Below are 26,392 nucleotides of genomic sequence, written 5' to 3' on the forward strand. Positions count from 1 at the left end.
TTGCGCCGTCTCATTGCGGCCCTTAACGTCTCACACCCCGGAGGCTGCGAGGAGCCAATCTCTAGATTCACGCGCTCTTCGACGGACAGCGTCAAAGTCAACACCGACTAACGATCCGTCGCGCTTTCTGAATTCGCCTCGAACCAGCACTGATTCAACGTTGCCCGGATGTGCGGCGAGCACGATAGCTCCATAGGGATCTGTTACCGGGTGTAGATTCAAGTCATCGGCGCGCACAATGATGATGTCGGCGTCTTTGCCGGGGACCAGGCTCCCTGTTCTGTCCTGTAAACCGCATGCTTCGGCCCCACCGAGCGTTGCGTAATCGAGCACGTTTCGAACCATCACCTTCGGCACTGGGGTCGATACAAGCTTGTTGCCGGAGAGCAGTTTTTCGCACGAGAAGGCGAACTTCATCTGAGTAAAAAGGTCACCCGACCCTGCGGTTTCAGTATCACCGCTCAGACTCGGTCGAACGCCAGCGGCGAGCAGGCGGCCTAATGCCGGAATGCCTGCGCCGCTCATGTTCATTTCAACCTGTGGTCCGATGGATGCCGTTACGCCGTTATCTGCCATCATGCGAAGTTCGTCATCGCTGGACGCACAGACATGAATTAACGTCAAGTCGGGGCCAAGCAGTCGAGAGCCATTCATTTTCTCGATAGCTCGATATTTGTCAGCGAAAACTTTGACACCAGCATGCATGCTCATCCTGATGCCTAGCTCTCGGGCGAAGCGGAAGTCTGATTGCACTACCTCCATGCTCGTCATCTCGGGACCTCTGGCCGCCATTGCGAGCGTGACGAGTGCTGAGTCGGAGTGAAGCCGCTCCTTACGGATGCGCCCAATGTCTTCGGGATGGCCAAGCTGGCTGTTTTGAGTCCAGTTGCGATTGTCATTGCGCGACCACCCGTATGCGAACACCGCGCGTATGCGGGATCCCGCAAGAGCGTCAATAGCAGCGTCGGCATGACCAGGTGTGTTCAGGGCGTGAGACCAGTCAAGCAACGTGGTCGTTCCGGCGTCCAGGGCGGAAAGCGCGCCAAGAAGATTGCCGATGTAGATGTCCTCTGGTCGATACAGTGGTGCCATCCCGCGCAACATCGCGCAGCCATATCCCAGAAAGTCTTCGTCACCAAGACGGTGCCGCAGCGACGACTGCCAAGTATGGCGATGCGTATCGACGAGCCCCGGCATGACGATCCGGCCACGCGCATCAATCACCTCCGCATCCGGCGCATCGATAGACGGTGCGACTGCGGATATCTTGCCGCTCTCGATGAGTATGTCACCGCTGATGAAATCTCCGATCCTTGCATCCATCGTTATCACCAGTCCACCGCGCAGCAGGAGTGATCTATTTCCAGATTGCATGAGGGGCTCTTGAGTAAGTTCTAGACGATGTACCTCGAGGCCGCCGCTTGCTCGGCGAGCAAGCGGTACTCAAAGAATGTAGCGGTCCAGTTCGCGCGGCATTCCGGTTTCGCTCAGCGAAGATTCGCTTACCCACGCGGCGTGTCCATCAGGGCGAACGAGCAGCGCCTGGATACCGCTTAGCTTGCTCGCGGCGATCGGCGTTCCAGAGATGTACTCCACCACCCCATCAAAGCGTTCCGGAAGAGAGAATTGTGCCTCCCCCGTAAGGTCAAGAAGCACAAAGCGCTGACGCCTGAGAGTCAAGTGAAGCGAGATCTCATTGCCACGGACATTCATCAGAAAATCCCGCACCCGCCGCCCGACCAGTGGGTGATTCCCCGGTAGATCATATTTCGCAGCGAACCCCGCGAGATCGTTGGCGATGTGCAGATTCACGTTGGCCATCGGGATGAGATCTTTTTCAATGAATCTTTTAAGAGCCACCATGTCCTCAGAGTAGTTAAACTGGATGGCGGTCTGTGATCTCACGTTGTCGAGATGAGCCTGGACTGTAGGCCGACGCTCGTCTTCGTAGCTTTGGAGCAGCCAGTCGGGTGCACCCCGCTTCACCGCAACTGCCAGTTTCCAACCCAGGTTGAATGCGTCCTGCATGCAGAAATTCATGCCAACGCCTGATGCAGGGTAGTGAACTCGCACAGATTCGCCAACGAGAAATACTCTACCCTTTCGCATCCGGTCCGCGACGTACAGGGCGTCGTGGAAGCGTGCTGTCGACACCGTCTCAGTAAATTCGAAAGACCGCCCAAAAATGCGCTCGATGCTGCTCCTCGCCTCGTCCAGGTCGACCGGTGCGTCTTTCGGTTTCCGAAAGTGCAAAGAGTCGATAAGTCCGAAGCGTGTCACCCCATCGCGAAGCGGGTAGGCCATACCCCAGCCGTGAATGTTGTTCGTCACAACCAGCGGGGTCTCTGGCCATGGAAAATCGAGCTTGGCGTCGACGTTTATTGCGGTTCCTCGTGAGTCGTGTCCTTTCCATCCGATGTCACAAGCGGATCGAACGCGACTGCGAGCCCCATCCGCCCCGACTACGTATTGACACTCAATGGCATAGTTCCGACCGTCTTCGCCGCGGACCTCGACAATAACCGAGGCTTCCGAATCTATTACGTTCACAACTTCTGACTTGCGACGGATTTCGGCATTTAGCGCAATAGCCCGGGCGGCCAGGATCCTCTCAACCTCGATCTGTGAAAGCAGAAGGATGAAGGGATAAGGCGTATCGAGCCTGGTGTAGTCAATACCCTCGAACCCACCCCAAATTCCGCCAGTAATCTTTGGAAGCGTGTGCAGCTCGTGGGCACGCTTCAACACATCGTCAAGCAAGCCCCGGGAGTCGAAAATCTCCATGACGCGAGGCGCGATTACACCGGCTCTTGAGAGAGCTGGTTCCCCCCGTCGTTCCAAGACGAGCGTCCTCACTCCGGCAAGCGCGAGTTCGTTCGCAACCATCAGTCCCGAAGGGCCAGCGCCAACTACGACAACGTCAAACTTTTCGTGGTAAGTCATGACAATCCCGATTCCTATGCGATCGCTTCAGATTTGATATGGAACTACAGTCTGGGATATCTTCCCGAAGATCGACTGTCCTCGCTCCGAAGGAGTGACAGATGCGAGCCAGACGCAAATGCGCGCTTGGCGGGCACGCCGATCGTATTTTTGACGCGAATCTCAGAACCGGTGTCTGATACCAGCGAGCACAATTGCTTGCGTGTGCGTGCTTGACGGAGCGTTGAGCCAAATCGCCGCCGGCGCAAGGGAGAGAGGTCCGCTCGACCGCATGTAATCCGTAAAAACGTAGACATCCGTGCGCTTTGAAAGCGCATAGTCGGCGCTCACCTGCAAGGTGTGCCAGTGAGGATTCGCGTCGATTCCACCATAGTGGCCGTTCGTATATACATAAGCTACTGACAGCAGAGTTGCAGGCGTGAGACGGTACCCGACGGTGGTGTCGAAGTTCAACAAATGGAGGCTCGTCGCATCGAGATAGGAATATCTCACGTCGGTGAAGACCGCGTTTACGGTGAAGCTCCCGACCGTATAGCCACCGCCAACGCCGAACTGGCGCTGACGTTCAACGCCAACGTTCGCGCTCAACGGGCTTCTGTGGAAGAGCTGGAACGGAGCGCCAGCGTAGTCATCGCTTACCGCCCCGTTAGGATTGGCAACCCCTGGTCGATCGATGTTCAGGTAAGCGGCCGCAATATTGAAGGAGCTGTTGGCGTATTGAACCCCCGCGCTAACTGCTCTATTCTGAGAGAAATCACCCGCCTTATTGCTAAACGCGTAAAGCGCCTCGCCCTTTAGTCCTCTGTAAGTCGGACTGACATACTTCAAAGAATTGCTGTACCGAAATCCGCCAAAGATGTTGTCGTTGTCGCCAACCGAAATCGCTAACCCGTTCATTGCCGCTGGCACAAGCGGCAGATAAAAATCCCAAAACATATCGTATTGGCGACCTGCCGTGAGGGTGCCGTATGTTGCGCTGCTCAGTCCAACCCAGGCTTGCCGTCCAAATTCGCGGCTCCCTTGTTGGAACTTGCCCGTCATTAAATCAAAACCATTTTCCAACACGGCAACGGCAGACAGGCCCGCGCCGAGGTCCTCATTGATGCGCAACCCCCACCGTGAGTTTGAATTGGGGCCGCTGAGCATCTTGATGTTGTGGGATCCAGCTTCGTTCGAGACATACTCGACACCGGCCGAGATGATCCCGTACAACGTCACGCTGCTTTGCGCCCATGCTCCCACCGACGTGGTGGAAAGCGCGAGACATATTAATGTTTTCAGGCTTTTCATTGAAGTCTCCAATTCTGAATGTGTAGCAGTGCTTATTAGAATGTTTGGACCTGCTAAATTCGTAGGCATATTCTCAGCTAGCGGTATATGGGATACGCATGGAGTGGCCTGGCAGGGTACCGATGCTCCTGACTCTTGTCAGTTTCGTCTAATGTTCCCGACCTAAATTTCCAACTAGGGATTTGGTGCTGTTTTTGCCGGCGCGTGCGACCAGAGCGGCGAAGATCATCCCGCATGCAGCCATATACATTCCGCCTTGGTAAGTGCCGGTGAGCTCCTTCAGGTGTCCTGTAATGGTCGGCGCCGCGAAGCTGCCGATGAGGCCCACGCACGTCACCATTGCTATCCCAATCGGTCGCTCCTCGACGCGGAGGACGGTCGTCGGCAGCGTCCAGAAAACGACCAGAGACGCGTACATTCCGACGAGTGCCAGAACGACCCCGAACGAAAGCAACGACACATTGTCAGCCGCATAACCACATAAGAACCACCCCACAGTCGCCACAGCGGCGGAAACGAGCAAGTGGTTCGGTCGCTCGGCCGCTGCATCCGATTTTCTTCCCCACACGACCATGGCGCCTGCTGCCAATCCGTTCGCTCCTGCGAGCAATAATGCGACTTGCAACGAAGTTAAGTGCAGCGGTGCGAACAAGAGGGGGAGCCAAGGTTGAGCGCCGAGCGCCAGATTCATGAAGAAGTAAGCGCCAGCATATATCCAGGTCTTTCTATTTCGGAAAGCGGTCGTTGATCGGTGTTCGGACGTATCGGCTGCCGTGCGAACCCTCGCTTCAATCTCGGTCTTCTCGCTGTCGCTGAGCCAACGCGCATCGCCAGGACGGCTGGGCAGATAGACTAGTCCGTACAAGCCGAGCAGAACTGCAGGTGCGCCTTGCGTCAGAAAAATCCACTGCCAGCCAGCCAGACCAAGCCACCCATCGAGCTTCAGAACCAGCCCCGACAATAATGCCGTCACAGAGCCGGCGATCGGAATCATCAGCAACATGAGCGACGTAAAAGCCCCCAACTTACGGCCGGAAATCCAGTAACTCGCGTAGAGCATGACGCCCGGCAAAAAACCGGCCTCAGCGACGCCCAGTAGGAAGCGTAGACCGACGAAGGACATCGGTCCGACAGCAAGTGTCATGGCCATCGCAGCCAAGCCCCAGACAATCATGATTCTGGAAATCCAGAAGCGCGCGCCGACACGCGCCAACACCATGTTGCTGGGAATCTCGAACAGCAGATACCCAACGAAAAAGATTCCGGCGCCGAGACCGAAGGTCTTTGGATCGAGCGCAATAGCCTTGTTCATCGTAGGCGCCGCAAAGCTGATATTGATGCGGTCCATGAACGCAATCAACATCGCTGGCATAATGAACAGCAGCAGCTTTCTGAACACACGCGTCTCAAGTGCTATCGAGGCTGTTTTCACCTTCGTCTCCTGTTATATCTAAAATCCATTACTGCCGCTGTTTTATATAGAGCTCAAGTCGGCGGTTGATGAGTTTGCAGTCGGCTGCGCTCGCAGTCAGAACACACGGCGTCCTGACTGGTTCGAGCGCAATCGTCTCGTCAGACTGGTTCTTCTGCTTGTGATGATTGAGTGGGCCCGGCGTATTGTCGGACTTTCTGTTGAATCGCGCCGAACACACTTGCCCCGGAGGGATCAAGTACCTCGATGCGTACTTCATCGCCAAAACTAAGGAACGGCGTGGAGGGTTCACCGCCCGCAATGATCTCAAGCATTCGACGCTCTTGAAGACAGGACGAACCGGCGCCGGGATCCCTGTTTGACACGGTGCCCGAGCCAATGACAGTGCCAGCGCTCAGACTGCGCGTTTTAGCTGCGTGCTCAAGCAGCGTCGGAAAGTCGAAGTCCAGATCGATACCAGCGTGAGGTTGACCGAGAAGTTTTCCATTGATATGGCTGGTCACGCGCAGATTCAACTTCGCCCCGTCCCAATGAGTGCCCAGTTCGTCGGGTGTAACGGCGACCCCAGAAAACGCTGTTGACGGTTTTGAGTGAAAAAAGCCAAAACCCTTCGACAACTCATGGGGCATCAAATTTCGCAGGCTCACATCGTTGACGAGCATTATCAGCTTGATGTGCTTGACCGCGTCAGCTCTTCTGACGCCCATCGGGACATCGTCGGTGACGACGGCAATTTCGGCCTCAAGGTCGATTCCCCACGTGGCGTCGGCAATGACGATATCGTCCCGTGGGCCGATGAAGGTATCGGACGCGCCTTGATACATCAAAGGATCGTGATAGAGGAAGGATGGCATCTCGGCCTTGCGCGCCTTGCGAACCAGTTCGGCATGGCTCAGATAGGCAGAACCGTCGCACCACTGGAACGCCCTTGGCAACGGGGCCTCTGCCCGTTCAAACACGAACGGCATGATTCCGGGATGGTCACCACGGTTGAGGGCGTCGTAACGTTCCTGCAACGCAGCCTCAAGTGATGCCCAGTGATCCAGCAGCGCCTGCATCGTCGGAGCAAGGTCGCTAGCCAATACGTATGAGGAGAGGTCGCGACTGACTACAACCAGTTGTCCGTCGCGGGTGCCGTTTTTCAGAGTTGCAAGTTTCATAGAGATATAAGGACAGGAAGTTATTCGGGGACACCCATCAAGCGGGCCATCTCGCGACGCCATTCACTGCGCGGGCGAAACCCTCCGAGGGTTCGTGCATGGTCTTCTGCCCATGCCAATAGTTCGTCGGCGGGCAGATCAAATGGCGCGGGCACGCGGCACGGCTGGCTCACATACCACGGCGTATCAAAGTACAGTTCGATCCGGTTGCCCTCCGGATCTCTGAAATAGACGGACAACGCATTGCCGTGCGTCACAGGAGTAATCTCGGTCGCTTCAGTGTCTTGCAGCCTCCGGTAATAATCTTGCAACGTCGGCAGCGAGTCAGCTTTCAGCGAGATCTGGTTGATGACGTTGAATGAACGCTCCGAGGGGCGTCCCGACACCAACACGATCTGATGATGTTCATCGGGGTCGCGACTCAAGAATGCCAATTGATGACCGTCTGGGCCTTCAAGAAAGCCACGGTCTGTCACCGTAAATTCGAGAACGCTGCTGTAGAAATTCACCTCTCGATCGAGGTCGGTAACAAAGAAGCCAACGTGGCTGAATTTCAGGCCAGATTTGTGGCTCATAGTGATCTCCGTGGTGAGTCGTGCTGTGCGCGCGTGCCGATCAGCTGTGCGGCGAACCAGTCAGTCATGACGCTGTTACGTTCGAGGGAATGGTTGTAGAGACAGTGCGCACCTGTGGGCCAATATTCCAGGGTGGCCTCTGTGTCGCCGCGAAGCTCGACTAGACGATATGCCTCGTCATCGGCTACGAGGACGTCTTGGCCGCCTTGCAAACAAAGCAGCGATGCCCGCATGTTTGTGACGGCGTTCGGCACGTCCAGTTGATTGAGGAAATCCAGTGCGTCCATGTCAGCGACGGCATCTCCAAGCATCCGGGCAAAACGCTGCAGCACGCGTGGATACTTGATCAGACCGTTCTGCAATTGATACGACCCGCCGTTGCTGCAACAGGCCTTAATGCGATCGTCAGCCCCAGCGGCCGCCAAGGCGAGCGAGCCGCCCGCGCTATGGCCCACGACGCCTAAGCAGTCCTGGCCCGCCCCGCGGGCAATCAAAGCGTCGAGGACCGAGGACACTAGCTGTGTGAAATTTGCTCGAAGTGCGGAGCCATACCGCAAACGTGCGAGCCCCTGGCCCGGAAGTTCGAGCAAGCAGACAGAAAGACTCCTTTCGAGGTAAGAAAACACACTGGGATGGAATGCCTCGCACCAACCGTCGGCTCCGCCCCATACGACCACGGCGGGACCACCCGATTCAAGCCCTGGAGCGCGGAACAGCCATGCGCGATGCCTTACGCCGTCAAGGTCAACCGCAAACGCCTCAGTCGAGGCAGTTGACGTTGCATCGCTCATCGCGGTTTCGAAATACATCGCCTGGCGGTCGTAAGCCTGTAATCGTCGCAAAGGATCGTGTTCGAGTCCTGCTTGCGCGAGACGACAGCATGCGGCCGCGTGCAACAGGAATCGAGTCTCGACGCTCGTCTGGCCTCGCCCGGAAGCCTTTTCGGCCCGATATTCGTTATCGTCTGCCAGTTGCAGGGCTACGTCAGACCAACCGAAGCCCATATCTACACGTTGATGCAGTTTGAGCACATCGTCCAATGCGCAGCCGTAGTCCAACGAGCGTGCGATCGGATAAGCGCGTAGCATGGCCTGGTCGAGCGCCGCGTTCTCGCTGCGTGCGGGAGGCACGGTGATGAAGCTGTCGGTGTGGCTGGACTTGATCGGCATGTCAACCAAGCCTCACCGGTAGTTCGTCAAGAGTTGCCTGCAGTTGCGCGAGGTCCTGAATTGCCGCGTGCACATACCGATCCGGGCGAAGCAATAAGGCGGGCGCGTGATATCGATTTAATGCACTCTCGCTCTCTGCCGGAAGGACCACGACCTTTAGTCCCGCGAAGCGCTTCTGAAGCGCGGCAGGGTCGCCGTGTGAGCGAACGAAGTCTTCAGTGACGACCAACGCAAACGAGTGGCCAATGATATCGTCTACTAACCGCCCATCTACGAACGGTTGGACGAACTGCCGGCCAAGGCCCGCTTCGCCGTAACGGGGATTCAAGCCCGCGCCCAACGCTGGATTGGGCGGTGCATAAGCCTTCGGATTCGCGCGCATATCTCGCGCTCTTTCCGCGAGCGCTTCCGGATCGGCCATCTGCACGATCTGTCCCGCCTCAATGGCACCTTGCATAAACGCTCGCACATGAGGGACGCGTTCCGCTTCATAGGTGTCAAGTAATCCGTCGTCCGCTCGGCCTTGACAAACAGCGGCGAGTTTCCACGCCAGGTTCGCCGCGTCCCGTATTCCGGCACACATCCCTTGCCCCAGGAACGGAGGCATGCGATGCGCTGAATCGCCGGCCAGCAGCAAACGGCGATCGCGCCACTGACGCGCGATCAAAGACTCGAATGTATAGACGGCGGCTCGTGTGATTTCACCATCACCACGGTTGATCGGCCGAACAGAATTTTCGATGAAATCCCAGACCGCATTTTCTCGGGTGACGGTCGCTGTGTCGTCTTCAGGCCGGAGCATGATTTCCCAACGCAACATGCCATGCGCCGTGCAGCTCGCGTACATCGGACGCTGGGGATTGCAGTGCTGCGTGCTTACCCGTTCAAGGGCCAAGTCGCGCAATTCTTTGACGTCCACCACCAGCCAGCGCTGTTTGAAGCCCAGATTCTCGTGCTCTGATCCGATGGTGCGCCGGACCAGAGAACGCGCCCCTTCGCAACCGACGACATAGCGGCCGCGGAATTGAACGAGGCGTGCGTTTGCGGTGTCTTCCGCGTTTACTCTTACGAAGTCCTGTTCCTGTTCGATGGCGTATACATCGTGAAGAAGGAACGACTGCACCTTTTCCGCGCTGGCCAACTTTTTCCGCAGTGTGCGCTCCAGATCGGGTTGGTGAAACATGTAGTCGCTCACCCAGCCATGCGGCCCCTTCTCCCCGCCACGTTTCCACTCCATCAGGAGTGCGCCATCAGCATCCAGGAATCGCATGCCCAAGGTGATGCCGCTCTGTGACTCCACCTCGTCGGCCACGCCAATACCCTGCAACACCCGCATGACTTCGGCATCGAAATGGCCTGCGCGAGCGAGGTGATAGACGCCTGCTTCCCGCTCCACTACTGCTACGGACAGTCCGTAGGCCGCCAACAGATTTGCCAACGTCGCGCCTACCGGACCGTAACCGATAAGGACGACATCGTAGAGGTCGTCTTTCGGGTGATGTTTGATGATTGCGTCTGCCATGTCAGTGAGGTCGGAAAGATGTAAACGATCGGTATGCTGGATCGTACTAAAAATTTCCATTTTGCCAAATAGTGGCAAACCCGTAATTTGCAGGGGAGGCGCGACCATGCGGCGCCCGCGATTTCCGAGAATGTGAGAACACGAGTTTTGGATTCTGACGCGGGGAAAGCCGGATTTCGTTTGGCGGCAGCGATAGCCGCGGGGGCAGATTATTCGTGCCACCCTCAGCGCGAAAAAGGGACCAAGCAGGGGGCGACAGCGCGAGTCGAATCGACGCGCTCAAGCGACGGCGCCGGGGCGGGCCGCCGTGTGGTGGGATTTTCGTAGGAAGAAATTAGTGATCGGAAGGCTAGCGCCTGTTTGCCTTCGGCTGAAGCCGACTAAGCGTGCGCCGCATCATCCATTTCGGGCGTGGTGATTTCCTGAAGCGCCTTACTCATTTCGCGCGATGCGGCCTGCAGTTGTTCGACCAAGCCCTCGCGACTCAACACTCGGGCTCTGGCGCTCGAATACACAATCGTCAGGCTACCGACCAACGTTTCTCCTACAAACACCGGCACGCCAAGCCCATGAAGGCTTGGGTCAAGCTCCTCACGGCTTTCGCTAAATCCCTGTTGCTTCATCGTCTGCAATGTCCGCCAGAAGCTGAGCCAGTCCGTCCCGAGCTGCTCGTTCGCGATCGTTTTAGCATGGGATGCGTAAAGCTTTACCAGTAGCGGGCGACGCAGGAAGGGCAATATCGCTTTAGCTACTGCACCTCGAAACAGCGGGTGTTGTCTGCCGCGGACATATGTGAGGTTGAGGTCTTCAACTCCACGTTCGTGATGCATGTTAATGATGTGCAACCCGTGCAGGCTTGAGAGAAGGGCGTCGCATCCTGTGGAATTAGCGAGTGCCTTGAGTACAGGCTTGCCTACTTTGGCGATTGGGTCAGCCGTTCGCAATACGTATTCAAGTTCGGCGATTCGCACCCCTAGCGTATAGACCCCGCCCGTGAGTCTTGCGAGGAGGCCCGCGTCGCAAAGTTCTCTAAGGTATCGGTATCCGCTAGACGTCGAAAAATTGAGCCGCTGGCAAACAGCGTCCGCGGTCCAAGTTGGCGTGCTCTCGTCAAACAATTCCAGTATGCTCAACATCTTTGTCAGACTAGAAGACATAGGGAGGGCCACAGTTGTAGTGAGAGTCGATCGGCGAATTTCGATTCATTCGCCCGTCTATTGATCACGAATCCAATTTTCTCACATTAATGAAATTCCAGAAATCGACGATCGATCGTTGAAAGACGATATGGCGAAGCCGTAACCCTGATCGCGTCTGCCGCCGAGCTTGCCGAGCTCAGTCTCGCAGCGGCGAATCGCTGCGAACGCCGGTAATCTGGCCGGGTCTGGCTGGTTGCTGAAGTCGGCATTTGAAGCGCCGGCGATTCGCCAAGAGCCAAGGCAGCGGCTCCAAGTGCACACATTGGCGGCCTTCCACGAACGTAATTGAGAAGGCTCCGAGCGTCGGCACCATCGAGGAATTGACGTACGTTCTCGACCACGATGGGCGAAGCCCGCTTCGCATAGTCATCGCAGTTGGCGTCGACGTGCGGGGTGATAAGCAGGTTTGGACAGTCCCAGAGTTCACCACGTCAAGGCAGCTTTCACCGCCAGCGGCGCGAGCTATGGCAGCCGGCGTGTGATGCATGCAGTGCGGGAGAAAGGGCTACGTATTGGCCGTTACCGGGTGCGTACGCTGATGCGTGAAGCAGGCCTGCGCACGAGCTGGAAGCGCAAGTTCGTCTCCACGACCGACAGCAGGCATACGCTACCTGTGGCCGCAAACGTGCTCGACCGGCAGTTTGACGTGGACGAGCCTAATCGTGCGTGGGTTTCTGATATCACGTATATCCGCACGGCGCAGGGCTGGCTGTATCTGGCGGTCGTGCTGGACCTGTTCTCGCGCAAGGTAGTCGGCTGGTCTATGGCTCCACCATGCCGACCGGACTAGTCATGTCAGCACTGACCATGGCGCTGCAGCAGCGTCGGCCAGCGCGGGGACTGGTCCTGCATTCGGACAGGGGCAGCCAGTATGCGAGTGACGAGTACCAGGCGGTTCTGAAGCAACATCACGTGGTTTGCAGCATGAGTCGCAAGGGAAATTGCTGGGACAATTCAGTGATGGAGAGGTTCTTCCTGAACCTGAAAATGGAGCGCGTGTGGCAGCGCCAGTACGCCAACCACGACGAGGCACGGCGCGACATCAACCAGTACATCGTCGGCTTCTACAATGCCGTACGTCTACATTCGACCTTGGGCTATCTGTCGCCCGCCGCCTACGAGGCGAAACCGACAGCGAAAAAACCTATCTGCCTGTCCGAAATAACTTGACCACTACACACCAGTTGCAACGCGCGCGGCGCACGCCATGTGGCGACCCACATATAAAGCGTGAACCCGCCCCACAGGAACAGATACCAGCCGATGAACGCCGCAGGCACAGTACCGTGGAGGAACAGCACGAAGAGGGCGAACGACCACCAGAACGCACCATAGCTCAGAAAGGCCGTCGCGCCAAATGTATTGCCGCGCGGTATTTCCATGAGTCCGGCTAGCATCTGTACAGTGCCGCCATAAGCGAAAGCAACGGCGAGCACCATGCCCATCGCAGTGCCGCCGAACCAGCCGGCATTAATCATGCTCAGCAGCCAGGTCGTCAAGGCAAAACCGGCTAGGCCCAGTGCAGCCGGATTAGGGGCTTTGATATTCATGATGAATTCCTCATGCAGAAAGAAGTGCAGGTCGATTGCGCGGCTGTCCTTAAGACAGGCGCCGCGCATGGCCACAACAGGGTCGAGCGTCTGGACGCCGGAGTGCAGGAGAGGCGCACCGCCGGACCGTTCAGATTGAATCGGCGAACTGTGAAATCACAGCAGGATTTTCGACGGTCGACGTGTCTTGTGTAATCGATTCGCCTTTCGCGACTGAGCGCAACAAGCGGCGCACGACCTTGCCGGAGCGCGTCTTGGGCATGGCGTCGCCGAACCGGATGTCCTTCGGTTTCGCGATCGGACCGATTTCCTTGGCTACCCAGGCGCGCAATTCGTCCGCTATGCGCTTAGCCTCAGCACCGGTTGGCCGCGCCGTTTTCAGAACGACGAAGGCGACGATAGCCTCACCGAACGTTTCATCCGGACGCCCGACGACTGCAGCTTCGGCGACAAGTGGATTGGCCGCCAGTGCGGATTCGATTTCCATGGTGCCCATCCGGTGTCCGGACACATTCAGGACGTCATCGATACGACCGGTGATCGTGAAGTAGCCCGTATCCCGGTCGCGAATCGCGCCGTCGCCAGCGAGGTACAGCTTGCCGCCTAGGTCCTCCGGGTAGTAACCGTCGCGAAAGCGCTCAGGATTGCCCCAGATCGTGCGGATCATCGAAGGCCACGGCTTGCGGATGACGAGCACGCCGCCTTGACCGTTGGCCACTTCATGGCCGGTTTCATCGACGATCGCCGCGTCGATGCCCGGCATCGGCAGCGTGCACGATCCCGGCACGAGCGAGGTGGCGCCCGGCAGTGGCGAGATCATGTGGCCGCCCGTTTCCGTTTGCGAGAAAGTGTCGAGCACCGGACAGCGGCCGCCGCCGACATGTTCGGCATACCAGTCCCATGCGCTGGGGTTGATTGGTTCGCCGACCGTGCCGAGAATGCGCAGGCTACTCAGGTCGAAGCTGCCTGGATGCACGGCGGCGTTGGCGTCGGCGCTTTTGATGAGAGACCGGATGGCGGTCGGCGCCGTGTAGAAGATGCTGACCTTGTGGCGCTGGATCATGTCCCAGAAACGGCCCGCATTCGGATAGGTGGGGACGCCTTCGAAGATCACTTGGGTAGCGCCGACTGCGGTAGGGCCATAGCAGATGTACGTGTGACCGGTGATCCAGCCGATGTCGGCGGTACACCAGAAGACATCGACCGGCTTGATGTCGAAGGTCCATTTCATAGTTACGGCGGCCCACAGCAGATAACCGCCGGTGCTGTGCTGAACGCCCTTAGGCGCGCCAGTCGACCCTGATGTGTACAGCACGAACAGCGGGTGTTCCGCGCTGACCCATTCAGGTTCGCAGGTATCGGGTTGGTCCTGTTCGAGTTCATGCAGCCATGCGTCGCGTCCCGCGATCCAGGGAATCCGGCCCCCGGTACGGCGATAAATGCCGACCGTTTTAACGCCGTCGGTGCCGCCCATCGCAAGGGCTTCGTCGACGATGGTCTTGAGCGGCAGCGTCTTGCCGCCGCGCACCTGTTCGTCGGCGGTAATTACCGCCACCGCGCCGACATCGACCATGCGTTCATGCAGCGATTTCGCGGAGAAGCCGCCGAACACGACGGAGTGCGGCGCGCCGATGCGCGCACACGCCAGCATGGCCGCGACGCCTTCCACCGACATCGGCATATAGATCACCACCCGGTCGCCTTTCTTTACGCCGCGCGCGCGCAGCGCGTTGGCGATTCTGCACACGCGGTGATAGAGCGCCTGATAGGTGACGCGCGTGACCTTGCCGTCGTCTGCCTCGAACACGATGGCCGTTTTGTCGGCGAGTCCGTTGATCAGGTTTCGATCAAGGCAGTTGTACGAAGCGTTGAGTTCGCCGTTTTCGAACCATTGATAGAAAGGCGCGTTGGTATCGTTCAGCACTTTCGTGAATGGTCGTCGCCACTCGAGATGCTCTCTGGCAAGGCGCGCCCAGAACGCTTCGTGATCGCGTTCGGCCTCGGCCACGAGCGCGTGGTAAGCCTCCATGCCGTCGATGGTTGCGTGCTGAAGCGCGAGGATCCGCGGCGCCGTAGTGTTGGCTTGATTGAGTTCGACGGTAGACATGCGTAGCCTCCTGATCTGGATCATGGCGGCGATCACGCATCGAGAGCGTGGTCGCTTGTGGGATGGCTCTTGGCGGCCATAGTGCGTGCGCCGACGCGTCTGGAAATCTGGCGCGAGAATGGCGACGGCTGCAAGGCAAGCACGACAGAATCGAGGACTGCGATGAATCAGCGTGGGTATGTATGGAGACTATGATCGTTAAACGGACGACGTACTTGATACACATCAAGAGATGAGTTGCACCGCGAACGGGTCACATTTTTCGTGAAGAATTACCCGTCAATATTGCGAGGGCCGCTTGGATGAGAGGCGTCCGGGCTTTGATGCGCATCAATCAATCGCGATACCCGGCTGGGTCGATGATGAACGCGTCATTGGCGGCGCGCGAACTGCCGCGTCGATTCATGCGACGCGCCTTGAGACAGGAAATCATGGTCGGGTCATAACCCAGAATCATCTTTGCGGTTGTCGTCTTTATCGCGTCAGCAGGCTTGGCGGGAGGGCGCGATTGGGGACGTCGGTAATCTTAGGCGCTCTAAGTCGATTCGTCGGGGCATGGTGCAGAATGCGAAAAAAATCCGTAGGCGAAGCGCTGCTGTAGTTGGCCGAAGTGAGGAAAAGGAGAAAAGTCAACCTGTGCGGAGGCCGAGGGCCGGCATCACGAAACCAAATAAATCAGGGAATTTCGCAAGGATGTGTCGTCCGGTCATCAGCGCGAGCCTCGGGGCCAGGCGATGACAAATCACCAGACGATACCGCGGCGCGAGGCTACGACATCCGCGCGGCGCCGCTGTGCGTGGCGCAGCAAAGGCGAGCTTTTGAGCAATGCTCTGCGTCTCCCTATCGCATCGGCAGCGAGCTAGCGTATCGAATGCAGTGCCAGTGCCCGCATCGCTTGCCGTATCTGCGTCGTTCGACGCAGCTGTCTGCTCCTGAGATTGCGACTGGGTGCAACGCAACTTCGACAGATTGATCGTTGATCTGGCGCAAGTCGGTGCGACAGGGCACCACAGTTGCCCGACCCTCGCGGGAGTACCATGAATGCACCGATAACTCGAGCGCAGGAACATGAAGTCGCTTATGCGACGATGAGCAAAGCGCTCCGGTAACCAATGCTATTAATAAGGAGTATGAAATGTCGGCAACGTCCGTTTTGATTAGTATGGTCCCGATGTGGGGCATCGTGCTTATCGCATCCTGCTCTGCGGCGTACCTGGTCTTTTGGCGGAAGGTAATCAAATAAGTGCAGAGTACGGGTTGAAGTTTACGAGATCACGTACCCGTGTCACCGTGCTCGAGCAAGGTCGGCAATCATGAGTTCAAGTGAGCGGCCAGTAAGGATTACGTGTTGAGCCTCTCGCGCGCGAGTCACCGGGAGCCAAGCTGCATCCGTCAGCTCAGGCAGCGCGTTCACGCCTACACAAAGATGGCGACCGCTGGTGGGGCAACCACAACGCGGGGCGGAGGCGGGCGGTGTCCGCATTGCGACGACCTTGGCGGTGCGATTTCATCTACTTGCGCGACCGACGCTTGACGGGCTAACGGCCATGCGATTGGCCACATCGGAGAGCGGATCTTGGGGAAAACAAACGCAGGACTCGATTGTTCGCCGGCCAGCTCGGGGATGGAGGCAATCGCTCGCTTATCCCGTCACCGGTGGGCGGTCGCTAGCAGCAGCTAACGGTCGATGGACGCGTTAATGGCTCGGTTGCCAGCGCACAGCGGGTGGCTCGCGCCGGCTGGCATGACCGACGTGCCGGTGCACGCGAAATCCCAGCCGACGAAGCCCGAGCAGGACCGCTCATTACCGCAGTGGTAGGACAGGTGAATGCCGGCAGTTGTGGGCCGGTTTAGGCGCCGCGCGGCCCAAAGGATCGTAGTTCAAGACGCCGATGCCTTGGCTTGCAGCATTTTCTCTCGAGACGCTGGACGCCCTATATGCACTGTCTAACTAGAAGCACGTGGAGGGCGATTCGATATCCGGGAAATTCACCGGTTGCGGAAACATCGATAGTCCGTCGACCTCCAACGCCGACCAATCCTTGACACTCGTGAGTACTAGTCATAAGTGTGACGCAACGTAAACGCCGCACACCTCCACTAGCGCCGGCGCCAATTTTTAACTGTATGCGATGCGCAACGCTTTGCCGGCTCAGGATGCAAGCGCCGCCGCGTTGCAGGTTTCCCCCATCTGCCTGGACCTGTCCGCACAGCAGCCGGCGGCCGCCCTGACGCTGCGCAACGACGGTACGACGCCCCTGAACGCTCAGGTGCGCGTGTTCGCCTGGAGCCAGACGCCGGATGAAGACCGGCTTGAACGCACCGACCGGGTCGTAGCCAGTCCACCGATCGTACAGGTTGCGCCCGGTGCCGATCAGATCGTGCGGATTCTGCGTCCCAGCGGCGCACCGGTTGATACGGAAGAAACCTATCGTCTTCTCATCGATGAGATCCCGGACGGGACCGACGCACAGCTGACTGGCGTGGGTGTGCAGCTACGCTACTCGGTTCCCGTCTTTGTGGGCGCGCCGGCGAGTGCCACGCTTCCGGCTATCGACTTTGCACTCGAGCGCGGCACGGCAACGCCTGCCGTTGCCTCCGGCTCGTCCGGCGCCGCGGGGCACGCGCGGCTGCTGCTGCGAGCCGCGATGCGGGTCACGCGCAACTGAGCCAGGTGCATCTCGACTGGCCGGACGGCAAGTCGACGCAGCTTGCGCCCGGGCTGCTTGGCTACGCGTTGCCGCACGCGGTTCGCCGCTGGCCCGTCGGCGATGCGCCGGCCGGCGCATCGTGGGCGACCTTGCGCGCTGTGATCAACGGTCGCGCGGTCGCGCAAAAAATCGTTTTGCAACAGCAGACGACGGCGTCCGCGTCCGACGCGCCCACGCATTGACCGGTGCGGCATACGTGGCAGATGAGGCATACGCCGCATGCCCGGCATAGCCGTGTCGCTCTACGGGTCACACTCGCGTGCGCAGGCGTCGCGCTGCCTCTCGCTGCATGGTCCGTGTTCGCTGCACCTGGCGATGGCGCATCAGCGGGCGAAGTACCGCTTGCTACCAGTGCGCCGCAACTGGCACATGTGCCGCCGCCTCCGTTGCCAAGGCTGCCCGCATCGTTATCGCCGATTCCTGCCACGGCACCTGTGCGCGGGGAACTGTATCTTGACGTGACGATCAATGGCGCGGCGATGCAGCAGATCGCGCATTTCTTCGTAACAGACCAGATGATTTATACGACGCGCGACGAGTTGCGGGACTTGGGCATCCGCACCGACGACCCGAGTACCGATGCAAGCGGACGGATAGCGCTTGGCTCGGTTCCCGGCCTGCGGTACACGTACCGGCCAGAGCGACAGCGTCTCGATCTGGAAGTCGCCGATGCCCGGCGCATACCTGCCGCGCTTGCAAATGCGCAACCGAGACCGCCCCTATCCGCGAGCGGCACGGGCCTCGTCATCAACTACGATTTCACGGCCCAGACCAACTTACCGACGCAATACGGCCTGTACACGGAGCAGCGGCTTTTTTACCCCGGTGGCATCTTCGACAACACGGGCACCGCCTACTGGTATGCGAGCCAGCATCGTTATGTGCGGCTCGATACATCGTGGAGCCATTCGAGCCCCGATTCGCTCCTGACCACGCGCCTGGGCGATACGATCTCGTCGTCGCTGACATGGACGCGGCCGGTGCGGCGGGTGGCGCCCAGGTGTCGCGCGATTTCAGCTTGAGGCCGGATCTCATCACCTATCCGGTGCCGACACTCGCCGGCTCGTCAGCGGTGCCGAGCGCCGTGGATCTGTACGTGAACAACGTCCGTCAGTTCAGTGGCACGGCGCCCTCCGGTCCGTTCGCGATCAACGCTGTTCCGTCGATCAGAGGCGCCGGCGAAGCGGTCATCATCACGCGTGACGTACTTGGCCGCAGCGTGATGACAACGGTGCCGCTCTATATCGACTCCCGGCTGCTCGCGAGCGGGCTGACCGACTTTTCGGTCGAGGCGGGCTTCGTGCGCCGGGCCTATGCGCTGCGCTCGTTCGACTATGCGGGCGACCCGTCGCTGTCGGGCTCGCTGCGCTACGGCCTGACCGACCGGCTGACGCTCGAAGCGCACGGTGAGTTCACGCGCGGCGTATAACGCGGGGCTCGGCACACTGATGAAGGTCGGCAACCTCGGTGTGTTCAACTTAGCAGTCGCGGCTAGCGCCGACGATGGTGGAGCGAATGCGTTGTCACAACGGGTGTACGGCAACCACTTTGCCGGCATCGGCTCAATCGCGTTTTTGTAGCGCTTGCGGGCATCCCGGCGTCGATCCGCGGCGTGCTCTTCGACGAGCCGTCCTTTTTCGGTTATGGCGTTGCCGCTCTCGTTGGGCGTTGCGTGCTTCGTGCTGCTGCCCACTCCTACGCGCAGCGGCGACAGATGACTGCTCGGGGACCTACCGACCCCTCGCTAACGACTGCCGCGCCTGGAAGCCTCGCCGAGCCCAGCGATTCAAGCGCCGTCGCCGCCAGCGAACAGACCATGCTCTGGGGCTGTCTGCTCATGATCAATACATTGCACATGCCAGTTTCCAGTCATCAGCGTGCGTGCGCGCTTCGCGCACCATTGGGCGCTGCCTGTCTCGCCTTCAAAAGGACCGTCGCAACCGTTCAGGTCCAACCCTTCGAGAACGCATAGAGGGGTGGTGTCATTGGCGCTACACACGAGCGTATTGCCGCAATCCATGTGGAGGAGACCCCATTCCGGCAGGTCCAGCCCGAGGTGACCCTCGCGCGACCATTGCCGGGAGTCCTTGTCGAGCCAGAGGATGGCAAAAGCCATCGGATGTTCACAATTGAATGTGTCGAGATGAATTGTGAGGCGCATGACAATCTCCGAACGTAACTGCGGTCAACTGATCCGGGGACCCGCAGGTCGAGGTCCCACGGGCGATCACTGACTGAGTACCCAGTGCACCAGCGTGTGTGCGTCCTCCGCCGATATTGGGCCGCCGCGATCGGCTGGCAACGGCATTGCCATGTCTCCCCAATGAGCTTTGCCGCCCAGCCGCAACTTGTGCTCAAGCATGTACTGCGCGTTGGGCACATCGCGGTAGCGGGCGGCGATTTGCTCGAACGATGGTGCGAGGAACGCTGCGTCGCGCGTATGACAGAACATGCAGCGATGCTGATCCACCAGTGCGGCCGGTTCGGGTTCGGCCTGCGCGGCGAGGGCAAACAGCACGAACGCAACACATGCCAGAAGGCTATTGCGGCTCAAGGCGTTCATTGGCGCGCAGTCCTGTGCGAGGGAATGAGTTCAGTGTACGGTCGGGCTTCGATCTCAGGTTGACCTCGATCAACCAGAGAACAGCGAACGAATTTTACTGGCTGTGGATAGGTGCTGGTGACGGGCGCGCGGCGCACAGACTGCGTACCCCATACGATCAGGTGACTGTCATGAAGATCCATTTTCCCGATGAATGCCCTGAATACTGCGCGCGCGATTTGGTCGTCGCGTTCTCTGCGGAAGTGGGCGACCCCCGCGTACAGTGCGCGAAGAGGATTTGCTCACCGCGTTCAAATCGACTTCCTATTGAGCGCGCGACAAGAAATATCCTCAACGAGATCGGAGCAAAGCTGGTACTCATGCACAGCGGTTACTTCCGCTTTTGTGACTGAGTTAGTCGGACTTCTGCAACGACACGGGGCGTCGGTGAAAGCCAGGGGGAATGTCTATGCGCGCAATAGTGTTCGACGGTGACTCATCGACCCTTCGCGAAGACGACCTGCCCGGATCGCAGGCCCGGTATTGGGCAGATATTGATCGATGTCCACGGGTGCGGCGTGTGCCGCACGGACCTTCACCAGGTCGACCGCGAGCTTGTTCGTCCCGAGCGGTTCAGTGCTGCGGCGCATACGCTGCGCGGTGGCGGTTCATCACCAGCGCACAGTCTACGCAATCACACGACCCGGCGGTCGCGCGGCGCAGCAACTCGCGCTGCGGCTGGGCGCCGTGTTGCTGTTTGCGCGGGTCGGTGCGCTCGTTCCCCAAGCTTTGAAAGCAGTCGTGAAAGGTGGCGTGGTGATCTGCGGTGCGATCCACATGAGCGATATCCCGTCGTTCCGCTTTTCACTTCTGTGGGGCGAACGGCGGATGGGCTCGGTAGGGAACCCCACCTGCGGCGATGGACTGGCTTTCATACGCATCGCGGGCGAGACGCAGCTCACGCTCTAAACCACGACTTAAGGGGGAGGATGCTAACCGCGCGCGCCGATCTGCGTGATGGCCGCATGACAGGCGCCGCAGTGCTGGCCATCAAACCCGGGAAAGGGCGTCGTGATCGAGGATGCGGATGTCCTTGCCGTGCGCGTCGAGTAAGCCATCGCGCTGGAAGCGCGACAACATCCGGCTCACCGTCTCGAGCTTGATCCCGAGATAGCTGCCAATTTCCTCTCGTGTCATGCGCAGGTGAAATTCCGCCGGCGAATAGCCGCGCTTTCTGAGGCGCTCCGAGAGATTCAGCAGGAACGTCGCCACGCGTTGTTCCGCCGACATCGTGCCGAGCAGCATCATCTGCGACGATTCGCGCACGATCTCGCTGCCCATCAGGCGGTGCACGTGCAGCTGAACCGCCTTCACTTCGCGGCACATCGTCTCGAGCATATGAAACGGAATGATGCAGACCTTGCTGTCTTCGAGCGCGACCGCATCGCAGCTATGATGACCTGAGCACACGCCGTCGAGTCCGAGCGAATCGCCGGCGAGATGAAAGCCCGTCACATGCGCGCGGCCGTCGCGGTGCATGACGACGGTCTTGAACGATCCCGCGCGCACCGCATAGATGCTGTGAAACGAATCGTTCGCGCGGAAGATCGTCTCGCCCTGCCTGATGGTCCGCGACGGACAAATGAGCGCTTCGATCCTCTGTAATTCCTCGGGCGTCAGGCCCTGCGGCATGCACATGGGGCGCATGGAGCACGACGAGCAGCGCATGGCGTCCTTGCGCGGGGCGCGGTCAGTAGTAGCTTCTTGTGCCGGCCTCAATGCAGTTTGCAGCGGGATGAATGTGCGCGAACTGACCGGACAAGCGGCAACGTCAGACATGATGTGCTCCTGATGGAAGAAAGGCGCGTTCGTGATGTTCGATGGCGATCCGCTGAATCGCACTTCTCGCAAGTTCGAATTCGCGAGTCTTGTCGAAAAAATAGTGCGCGCCGCTTGTCAGGCATGCGCGCCGGAACCAGGCGCCCGAACGGTTGGTCAGCACCATCGCGATCACGTGCGGCATGCGTTGGGCGAGCAAGGCCAGCAACTCCATGCCGGTGCCACCGTTCAGGTGCAACTCCGTCACTACCAGATGAGCTGCGGCGGCCTCGATGCCCGCGAAGGCCGCACCGGGCTCCTCGGCTTGGCCGACGATTTCCACGCCGTCGAGCGCGCCGAACAACGCGGCCATACGGCGCCGTACGGGGAAGGCATCGTCGACGAGAAAAACACGCAGGGCGGGGCGATTGAGGCTTGAGTTCATGCCTCGAAGTATTGGCCGCGCCATCTCAAAATGAAATCGGCGCTGAGCTAACTTCGTGTAGGCGAGTGGGAAGGTCTGTAGGGCGTTTCCTACATCAGGCGTCGCGGCCCGCCAGTGGGGCGGCGGAGGCGGTCAGATATTGTCCTGTTCGTCATCGACCAGCTTGTGACGCATCGCATAGCGCACCAGCGCCGCTTCGTGCGGCATCTGCATTTTCTCGAGGATGCGGGTTTTGTAGGTGCTGATGGTCTTCGCGCTGACGCACAACTCGGCCGCGATTTCCGTGATGGTCTGGCCGGCGGCAATGCGCTTGAGGACGTCGAATTCGCGGTCCGACAGGCGCTGATGCGGTAGCAGGTCGGCGGGCTCGTTCAGACTCTGCGCGAAGCGCTCGGCCATCGCGAGGCTCACGTAGACGCCGCCCGCTGCCACCTTCGTCACGGCCGTCACCAGCTCCGCGCTCGCGCTTTCCTTGGTCAGATAGCCGGACGCGCCGGCCTTGAACGCGCGCACGGCGTATTGCTGCTCGGCGTGCATGGTCAGCACGAGGATACGCAGCGACGGCTTTTCGTCCTTGATCTGTTTTATCAGCTCGACGCCGTTGCGGCCCGGCATCGACAGGTCGAGCACCAGCACGTCCGCGGCGCTTGCACGCATCAGTGCGACGGTGCTCGCGCTGTCGCTCGCTTCGCCCACCACATCGAAGCCGCTTGCGCCCTTGAGAATGTGACGCAGACCGTCGCGAACGAGCGCATGATCGTCGGCGAGCAAGACCCGAGTCATGGTTGCAACTCCTGCATCTGCACCGCCTCCGCTGGAATGGTGACGCTCAACGCAAAGCCGTGGCCTTGCTCGGTTTGAATGTCGACGGCGCCGCCAAGCATATGGGCGCGTTCGCGAATGCCCAGCAGACCAAACGACTTGCCCGCCGGTTCGCGGTTACGGTACATGCCGTGGCCATTGTCGGCGATGCGCAGCACGACGCCCTCGCCGCCGGCGCGCAGGCTCAGTGTGACGAGCGTGGCGTCGGCATGTCGCGCAACGTTGGTCAGCGCTTCCTGCACGATACGGAACAGCGCGGTCGCACCCGCGGGGCTGAAACGTGCGTCGCCGGTTTCGATGTCGCGCTCGACGTCGATGCCATAGCGGTTCGTGAAGTCGTTCGCGAGCCATTCGACTGCGGGGATGAGTCCAAGGTCGTCGAGCATCACCGGCCGCAGATCGGCGGCAATGCGGCGAACCGACGCCACGGTCGCGTCGATAAGACGGCGCATGCCCTGCAAATGGTCGCGCACCAGTTCGCTTGCGGACCCGTTAAGCGCTTCTTCAACCGACGAGATGTCCATTTTCAGAGCGGTCAGTTGCTGGCCAAGATCGTCGTGCAGTTCGCGTGCGATGCGCGTCTTTTCATCTTCGCGGATTTTCTGCAGATTGGCGGACAGTTCGCGCAATTCCTCGCGGGCCTGCTGCTGCGCATGTTCGGCTTTCACGCGTTCGGTGACGTCACGCAGCATGACGGTGTAAAGCGTTGCGCCGCCGTCGCGAATCTGCGAGATGGAAGCCTCGATCGGGAATTCCTCGCCGTTTGCGCGCAAGCCGCAGAGCACGCGCTGCCGGCCCATCTGGCGGTCGGACACGCCTGTCACGCCGAACTGTTCGACATGCCGGGCGTGCGCCGCGCGAAACCGCTGGGGGATGAAGCGCGCGAGCGGCGCGCCGATCGCGTCCATGGCCGAGCATCCGAAAATCTGTTCGGCCATTGGATTGAAGAGCACGACACGCTGCTGTTCGTCGATGGTGATGATCGCTTCCATCGACGAACGGATGATCGCCATCATGCGCGCGTCGTTCACGCCGGACTGGTTGATCGCGGCGCTTGCCTCGCTGTGCGCGGAAGAAGCTTCGCGACGCGCGCGCAAGAGCATGAGCGTGCTTGTGGCGACGAGCAACGCCGCGGCGACGCAGATGAGCAGCGCCGGATCGAACCAGCGCCGCGCGGCCAGCATCACCGCCAGTGACGCGGCAAACGCTGTTGCTGCCGCGAGTGCGGGCCGCCCCGCCAACCAGCTCAACCGCTCGTTCGACACCGCATTGCGCGGCGTGGGCGTGCGACCGCTGACGGGCATGTGCGCCTCTTTGGAAAGACTGCAGAGAAGGATCGGTTGCGCTGCAAGATGCCGCCGACATCGCGGGGCTACGGGCAGGCGCCTCGGTTTGAGGGCGGCTTTGTAGCCGCGTGGACGGCGGACTACCCGCGCGCAAAGCCGATAGTTGCGCTCATTGTCCGTCAAACGCCTGGTTCATGCCAGTGCCGTGCGGCCGGTACCGGCGAATGCCTGCAGCTCAATGTGACATGAGCACCGGCACGGTCATCGACTTGAGGATCGTGCGCGTCGCGCCGCCCATCACCAGTTCGCGCCAGCGTGCATGACCGTATCCGCCCATTACCAGCAGGTCGGCTCCTGCGTCGGCCACCTGCGAGAGCAGCACCTCGCCGACCGAGCCATCGGCTCCTGTTTCGATGTCGACCACATCGACATGCACACCATGGCGCGCGATGACGGTGGCGATGTCCGCGCCGGGAATGCGAAGGCTTCCGCCGTCTCGCATGCCGTTGACGGTGAGAATCGTGGTGCTTTTTGCCGCGCGCATGAACGGCAACGCGTCATGCACGGCGCGCGTGGCTTCGCGGCTGCCGTCCCACGCCACCAGAATTCGGCTGCCCGTCGTCTGCTCATTGCGGGCATACGGCACGAGCAGCACCGGACGACCACTCGACAGAATCAGGTTCTCGGGGAACAGGTCGCCGACATACGATTCGGCGTCGCCAGGATTGTGCTGAGCGGCGACGATGAGATCCGCGCAGCGGCCAAGTCGCGGCACGGCAAAGCTCGCGGACTCGTCGACGGCAATCCATTCGCCCTCTACTTCCGCACGCCGGAGTTCCGCGTGGAATAGCCGCTGGAGCGCCGCGCTGCGCTCCGCGCGTCGCTCTTCATGCTCGCGGTAGTACTCGGCCGTACCGGCCATCACGTACAACGACCGTGGGTCGGGCGAGAACATTGCGAATACACCGGTCAGATGCGCGCCGAACTGTTTAGCGAGAGACAGTGCGGTTTCTAGCCGCGGATGGGCGGTTGGGCTCGTGTCGAGATGTACAACGATAGTCTTGTAGCTCATGGCGGGCGCTCCGGGAGAATGAGTAACGACGCTGGGACAGGTGAGCTTGAGTCTAGGAATGATCGCGCCCGCCTCGTTGATGCAGATCAACGGCGCCACAGGCGCCGTGCGTCGCGCGTGGGTTGACTTAGGTCATGAGCAGGTCTGCGCCGGCCTCTATCCTCAGGACATGCATGGCGCACGAGTGCGCGCCATTGCGCTTTCCATCAAAGGAGCGAGTCATGTCCGAGCCACGCGTTCTCGTCGTTTTTTTCTCGCGTACCGGTACCACCCGCAGGCTTGCTGGCGCGCTCGCAGGCATGTTGTCCGCCGACATCGAGGAAATCTGCGACTTCAGCGAGCGTCGCGGAGCGTTGGGGTATCTGCGCTGTGTTATCGACTCGTGGCGGAAGCGGCCGGCCGAAATCGTCCCGGCGGGGCTCGATCCGTCACAGTACGACCTTGTGCTCGTGGGTACGCCAGTCTGGGCGGGTGCGGTGTCGGCACCGGTCCGCGCGTACCTGCTGCAAAACCGATCGAGGTTCCGCCATGTCGGATTCTTTTGCACCTTCGGGGGCCTTGGCGCAGGCACGGCTTTCGACGAAATGCGCGCGCTCGCAGGCAAGGCGCCCGTCGCGCAATGCAAGGTGCGTGCTGGGCAGGTGCCGCAGGGCGTGGGGACCACGGCGCTCGAATCATTCGCGGGCGTACTGGAACGTCACCTCGCGCACTACGTGGCGCTGGAATGGAGTTGCTGATTGTTTGCGCCG

At 59.8% G+C, this 26,392-nt stretch carries 23 protein-coding genes and 4 pseudogenes; 8 read left to right on the forward strand and 19 right to left on the reverse strand.

From position 1 onward, the window contains the following. Nucleotides 1-30 precede the first annotated feature (30 nt). The 10 genes and pseudogenes from C8K18_RS28235 to C8K18_RS34185 form a co-directional block, all read right to left on the reverse strand. A complete protein-coding gene (locus C8K18_RS28235; protein ID WP_107710587.1) occupies nucleotides 31-1,374 on the reverse strand; it encodes an amidohydrolase family protein in 1,344 nt (447 codons plus the stop codon). A gap of 69 nt (nucleotides 1,375-1,443) precedes the next feature. After that, on the reverse strand, nucleotides 1,444-2,943 hold the full coding sequence (locus C8K18_RS28240; RefSeq protein ID WP_107710588.1) for an FAD-dependent monooxygenase: 1,500 nt from the start codon (nucleotides 2,941-2,943) through the stop codon (nucleotides 1,444-1,446). A gap of 162 nt (nucleotides 2,944-3,105) precedes the next feature. Beyond that, nucleotides 3,106-4,233 (reverse strand): porin, encoded by a 1,128-nt coding sequence (locus C8K18_RS28245; protein ID WP_107710589.1) that lies wholly within the window; start codon nucleotides 4,231-4,233, stop codon nucleotides 3,106-3,108. Between the two features lie 148 nt (nucleotides 4,234-4,381). Further along, entirely contained in the window at nucleotides 4,382-5,665 is a 1,284-nt protein-coding gene (locus C8K18_RS28250; protein ID WP_107710590.1) for an MFS transporter, read from the reverse strand. Nucleotides 5,666-5,805: 140 nt separating this feature from the next. Beyond that, nucleotides 5,806-6,825 (reverse strand): fumarylacetoacetate hydrolase family protein, encoded by a 1,020-nt coding sequence (locus C8K18_RS28255; RefSeq protein ID WP_107710591.1) that lies wholly within the window; start codon nucleotides 6,823-6,825, stop codon nucleotides 5,806-5,808. 20 nt (nucleotides 6,826-6,845) lie between these two features. Then, on the reverse strand, nucleotides 6,846-7,400 hold the full coding sequence (locus C8K18_RS28260) for a VOC family protein (protein ID WP_107710592.1): 555 nt from the start codon (nucleotides 7,398-7,400) through the stop codon (nucleotides 6,846-6,848). Further along, nucleotides 7,397-8,569, reverse strand: a complete 1,173-nt coding sequence (locus tag C8K18_RS28265; RefSeq protein ID WP_107710593.1) for a S9 family peptidase — start codon at nucleotides 8,567-8,569, stop codon at nucleotides 7,397-7,399. The genes C8K18_RS28260 and C8K18_RS28265 overlap by 4 nt, the downstream gene beginning before the upstream one ends. 1 nt (nucleotide 8,570) lies before the next feature. Then, nucleotides 8,571-10,199, reverse strand: coding sequence for a bifunctional 3-(3-hydroxy-phenyl)propionate/3-hydroxycinnamic acid hydroxylase (locus tag C8K18_RS28270; protein ID WP_107710594.1), 1,629 nt, complete (start codon nucleotides 10,197-10,199; stop codon nucleotides 8,571-8,573). 272 nt (nucleotides 10,200-10,471) lie between these two features. Next, on the reverse strand, nucleotides 10,472-11,062 hold the full coding sequence (locus C8K18_RS28275; RefSeq protein WP_258196208.1) for an IclR family transcriptional regulator C-terminal domain-containing protein: 591 nt from the start codon (nucleotides 11,060-11,062) through the stop codon (nucleotides 10,472-10,474). A 39-nt stretch (nucleotides 11,063-11,101) separates the two neighbouring features. Further along, nucleotides 11,102-11,248, reverse strand: a pseudogene (locus C8K18_RS34185) (helix-turn-helix domain-containing protein); the annotation flags it as partial. A gap of 469 nt (nucleotides 11,249-11,717) precedes the next feature. Here C8K18_RS34185 and C8K18_RS33885 point away from each other — a divergent pair. Then, a pseudogene (locus C8K18_RS33885) lies at nucleotides 11,718-12,460 on the forward strand (IS3 family transposase); the annotation flags it as partial. Nucleotides 12,461-12,468: 8 nt separating this feature from the next. Here C8K18_RS33885 and C8K18_RS28290 read toward each other — a convergent pair. Then, a pseudogene (locus tag C8K18_RS28290) lies at nucleotides 12,469-12,840 on the reverse strand (acetate uptake transporter); the annotation flags it as partial. Between the two features lie 130 nt (nucleotides 12,841-12,970). Further along, nucleotides 12,971-14,947 (reverse strand): acetate--CoA ligase, encoded by a 1,977-nt coding sequence (gene acs / locus C8K18_RS28295; protein WP_107710598.1) that lies wholly within the window; start codon nucleotides 14,945-14,947, stop codon nucleotides 12,971-12,973. A gap of 2,132 nt (nucleotides 14,948-17,079) precedes the next feature. On the opposite strand from acs, the gene C8K18_RS28300 reads away from it, so the two are divergent. From C8K18_RS28300 to C8K18_RS28310, 4 genes are all read left to right on the forward strand, one after another. After that, the gene (locus C8K18_RS28300) at nucleotides 17,080-17,616 is read left to right on the forward strand and encodes a molecular chaperone (protein ID WP_258196209.1); all 537 of its coding nucleotides are present in this window, start codon (nucleotides 17,080-17,082) and stop codon (nucleotides 17,614-17,616) included. A 5-nt stretch (nucleotides 17,617-17,621) separates the two neighbouring features. After that, entirely contained in the window at nucleotides 17,622-17,840 is a 219-nt protein-coding gene (locus C8K18_RS33890) for a hypothetical protein (protein ID WP_258196210.1), read from the forward strand. Between the two features lie 114 nt (nucleotides 17,841-17,954). After that, entirely contained in the window at nucleotides 17,955-18,680 is a 726-nt protein-coding gene (locus C8K18_RS28305; protein WP_132384631.1) for a hypothetical protein, read from the forward strand. Further along, nucleotides 18,677-19,087: a hypothetical protein gene (locus tag C8K18_RS28310; protein ID WP_132384633.1), complete on the forward strand. Its 411-nt coding sequence runs from the start codon at nucleotides 18,677-18,679 to the stop codon at nucleotides 19,085-19,087. The genes C8K18_RS28305 and C8K18_RS28310 overlap by 4 nt, the downstream gene beginning before the upstream one ends. Nucleotides 19,088-19,444: 357 nt before the next feature. Here the strand turns inward: C8K18_RS28310 and C8K18_RS28320 are convergent, their stop codons facing one another. Beyond that, nucleotides 19,445-19,819, reverse strand: coding sequence for a DUF3564 domain-containing protein (locus tag C8K18_RS28320; protein ID WP_107710601.1), 375 nt, complete (start codon nucleotides 19,817-19,819; stop codon nucleotides 19,445-19,447). 66 nt (nucleotides 19,820-19,885) lie between these two features. After that, nucleotides 19,886-20,221, reverse strand: coding sequence for a cytochrome C (locus C8K18_RS28325; RefSeq protein ID WP_165919877.1), 336 nt, complete (start codon nucleotides 20,219-20,221; stop codon nucleotides 19,886-19,888). 170 nt (nucleotides 20,222-20,391) lie between these two features. Between C8K18_RS28325 and C8K18_RS28330 the strand changes: the two genes are divergently transcribed. Both C8K18_RS28330 and C8K18_RS28335 read left to right on the forward strand, forming a co-directional pair. Further along, on the forward strand, nucleotides 20,392-20,613 hold the full coding sequence (locus tag C8K18_RS28330; protein ID WP_107710618.1) for a DUF1488 family protein: 222 nt from the start codon (nucleotides 20,392-20,394) through the stop codon (nucleotides 20,611-20,613). Between the two features lie 56 nt (nucleotides 20,614-20,669). Continuing rightward, nucleotides 20,670-21,255: pseudogene (locus C8K18_RS28335) on the forward strand (alcohol dehydrogenase); the annotation flags it as partial. On the opposite strand, the gene fnr reads toward C8K18_RS28335, so the two are convergent. From fnr to C8K18_RS28360, 5 genes are all read right to left on the reverse strand, one after another. After that, nucleotides 21,251-22,039, reverse strand: coding sequence for a fumarate/nitrate reduction transcriptional regulator Fnr (fnr, locus tag C8K18_RS28340; protein WP_107710602.1), 789 nt, complete (start codon nucleotides 22,037-22,039; stop codon nucleotides 21,251-21,253). The pseudogene C8K18_RS28335 and the gene fnr overlap by 5 nt on opposite strands. Further along, nucleotides 22,032-22,463, reverse strand: coding sequence for a response regulator (locus C8K18_RS28345; protein ID WP_107710603.1), 432 nt, complete (start codon nucleotides 22,461-22,463; stop codon nucleotides 22,032-22,034). Before C8K18_RS28345 ends, fnr begins: the two co-directional genes overlap by 8 nt. A 132-nt stretch (nucleotides 22,464-22,595) precedes the next feature. After that, nucleotides 22,596-23,246 (reverse strand): response regulator transcription factor, encoded by a 651-nt coding sequence (locus C8K18_RS28350; protein WP_107710604.1) that lies wholly within the window; start codon nucleotides 23,244-23,246, stop codon nucleotides 22,596-22,598. Continuing rightward, nucleotides 23,243-24,589, reverse strand: coding sequence for a PAS domain-containing sensor histidine kinase (locus C8K18_RS28355; protein WP_107710605.1), 1,347 nt, complete (start codon nucleotides 24,587-24,589; stop codon nucleotides 23,243-23,245). The genes C8K18_RS28350 and C8K18_RS28355 overlap by 4 nt, the downstream gene beginning before the upstream one ends. A 217-nt stretch (nucleotides 24,590-24,806) precedes the next feature. Further along, the gene (locus C8K18_RS28360) at nucleotides 24,807-25,643 is read right to left on the reverse strand and encodes a universal stress protein (protein ID WP_107710606.1); all 837 of its coding nucleotides are present in this window, start codon (nucleotides 25,641-25,643) and stop codon (nucleotides 24,807-24,809) included. Nucleotides 25,644-25,864: 221 nt separating this feature from the next. Here C8K18_RS28360 and C8K18_RS28365 point away from each other — a divergent pair, with 221 nt between their 5' ends. Further along, complete coding sequence (locus tag C8K18_RS28365; protein WP_107710607.1) at nucleotides 25,865-26,380, forward strand: flavodoxin; 516 nt, start codon at nucleotides 25,865-25,867, stop codon at nucleotides 26,378-26,380. Nucleotides 26,381-26,392 lie beyond the last annotated feature (12 nt).

It is taken from the genome of Paraburkholderia sp. GV068, assembly GCF_003058125.1.
Lineage (GTDB): Bacteria > Pseudomonadota > Gammaproteobacteria > Burkholderiales > Burkholderiaceae > Paraburkholderia > Paraburkholderia graminis.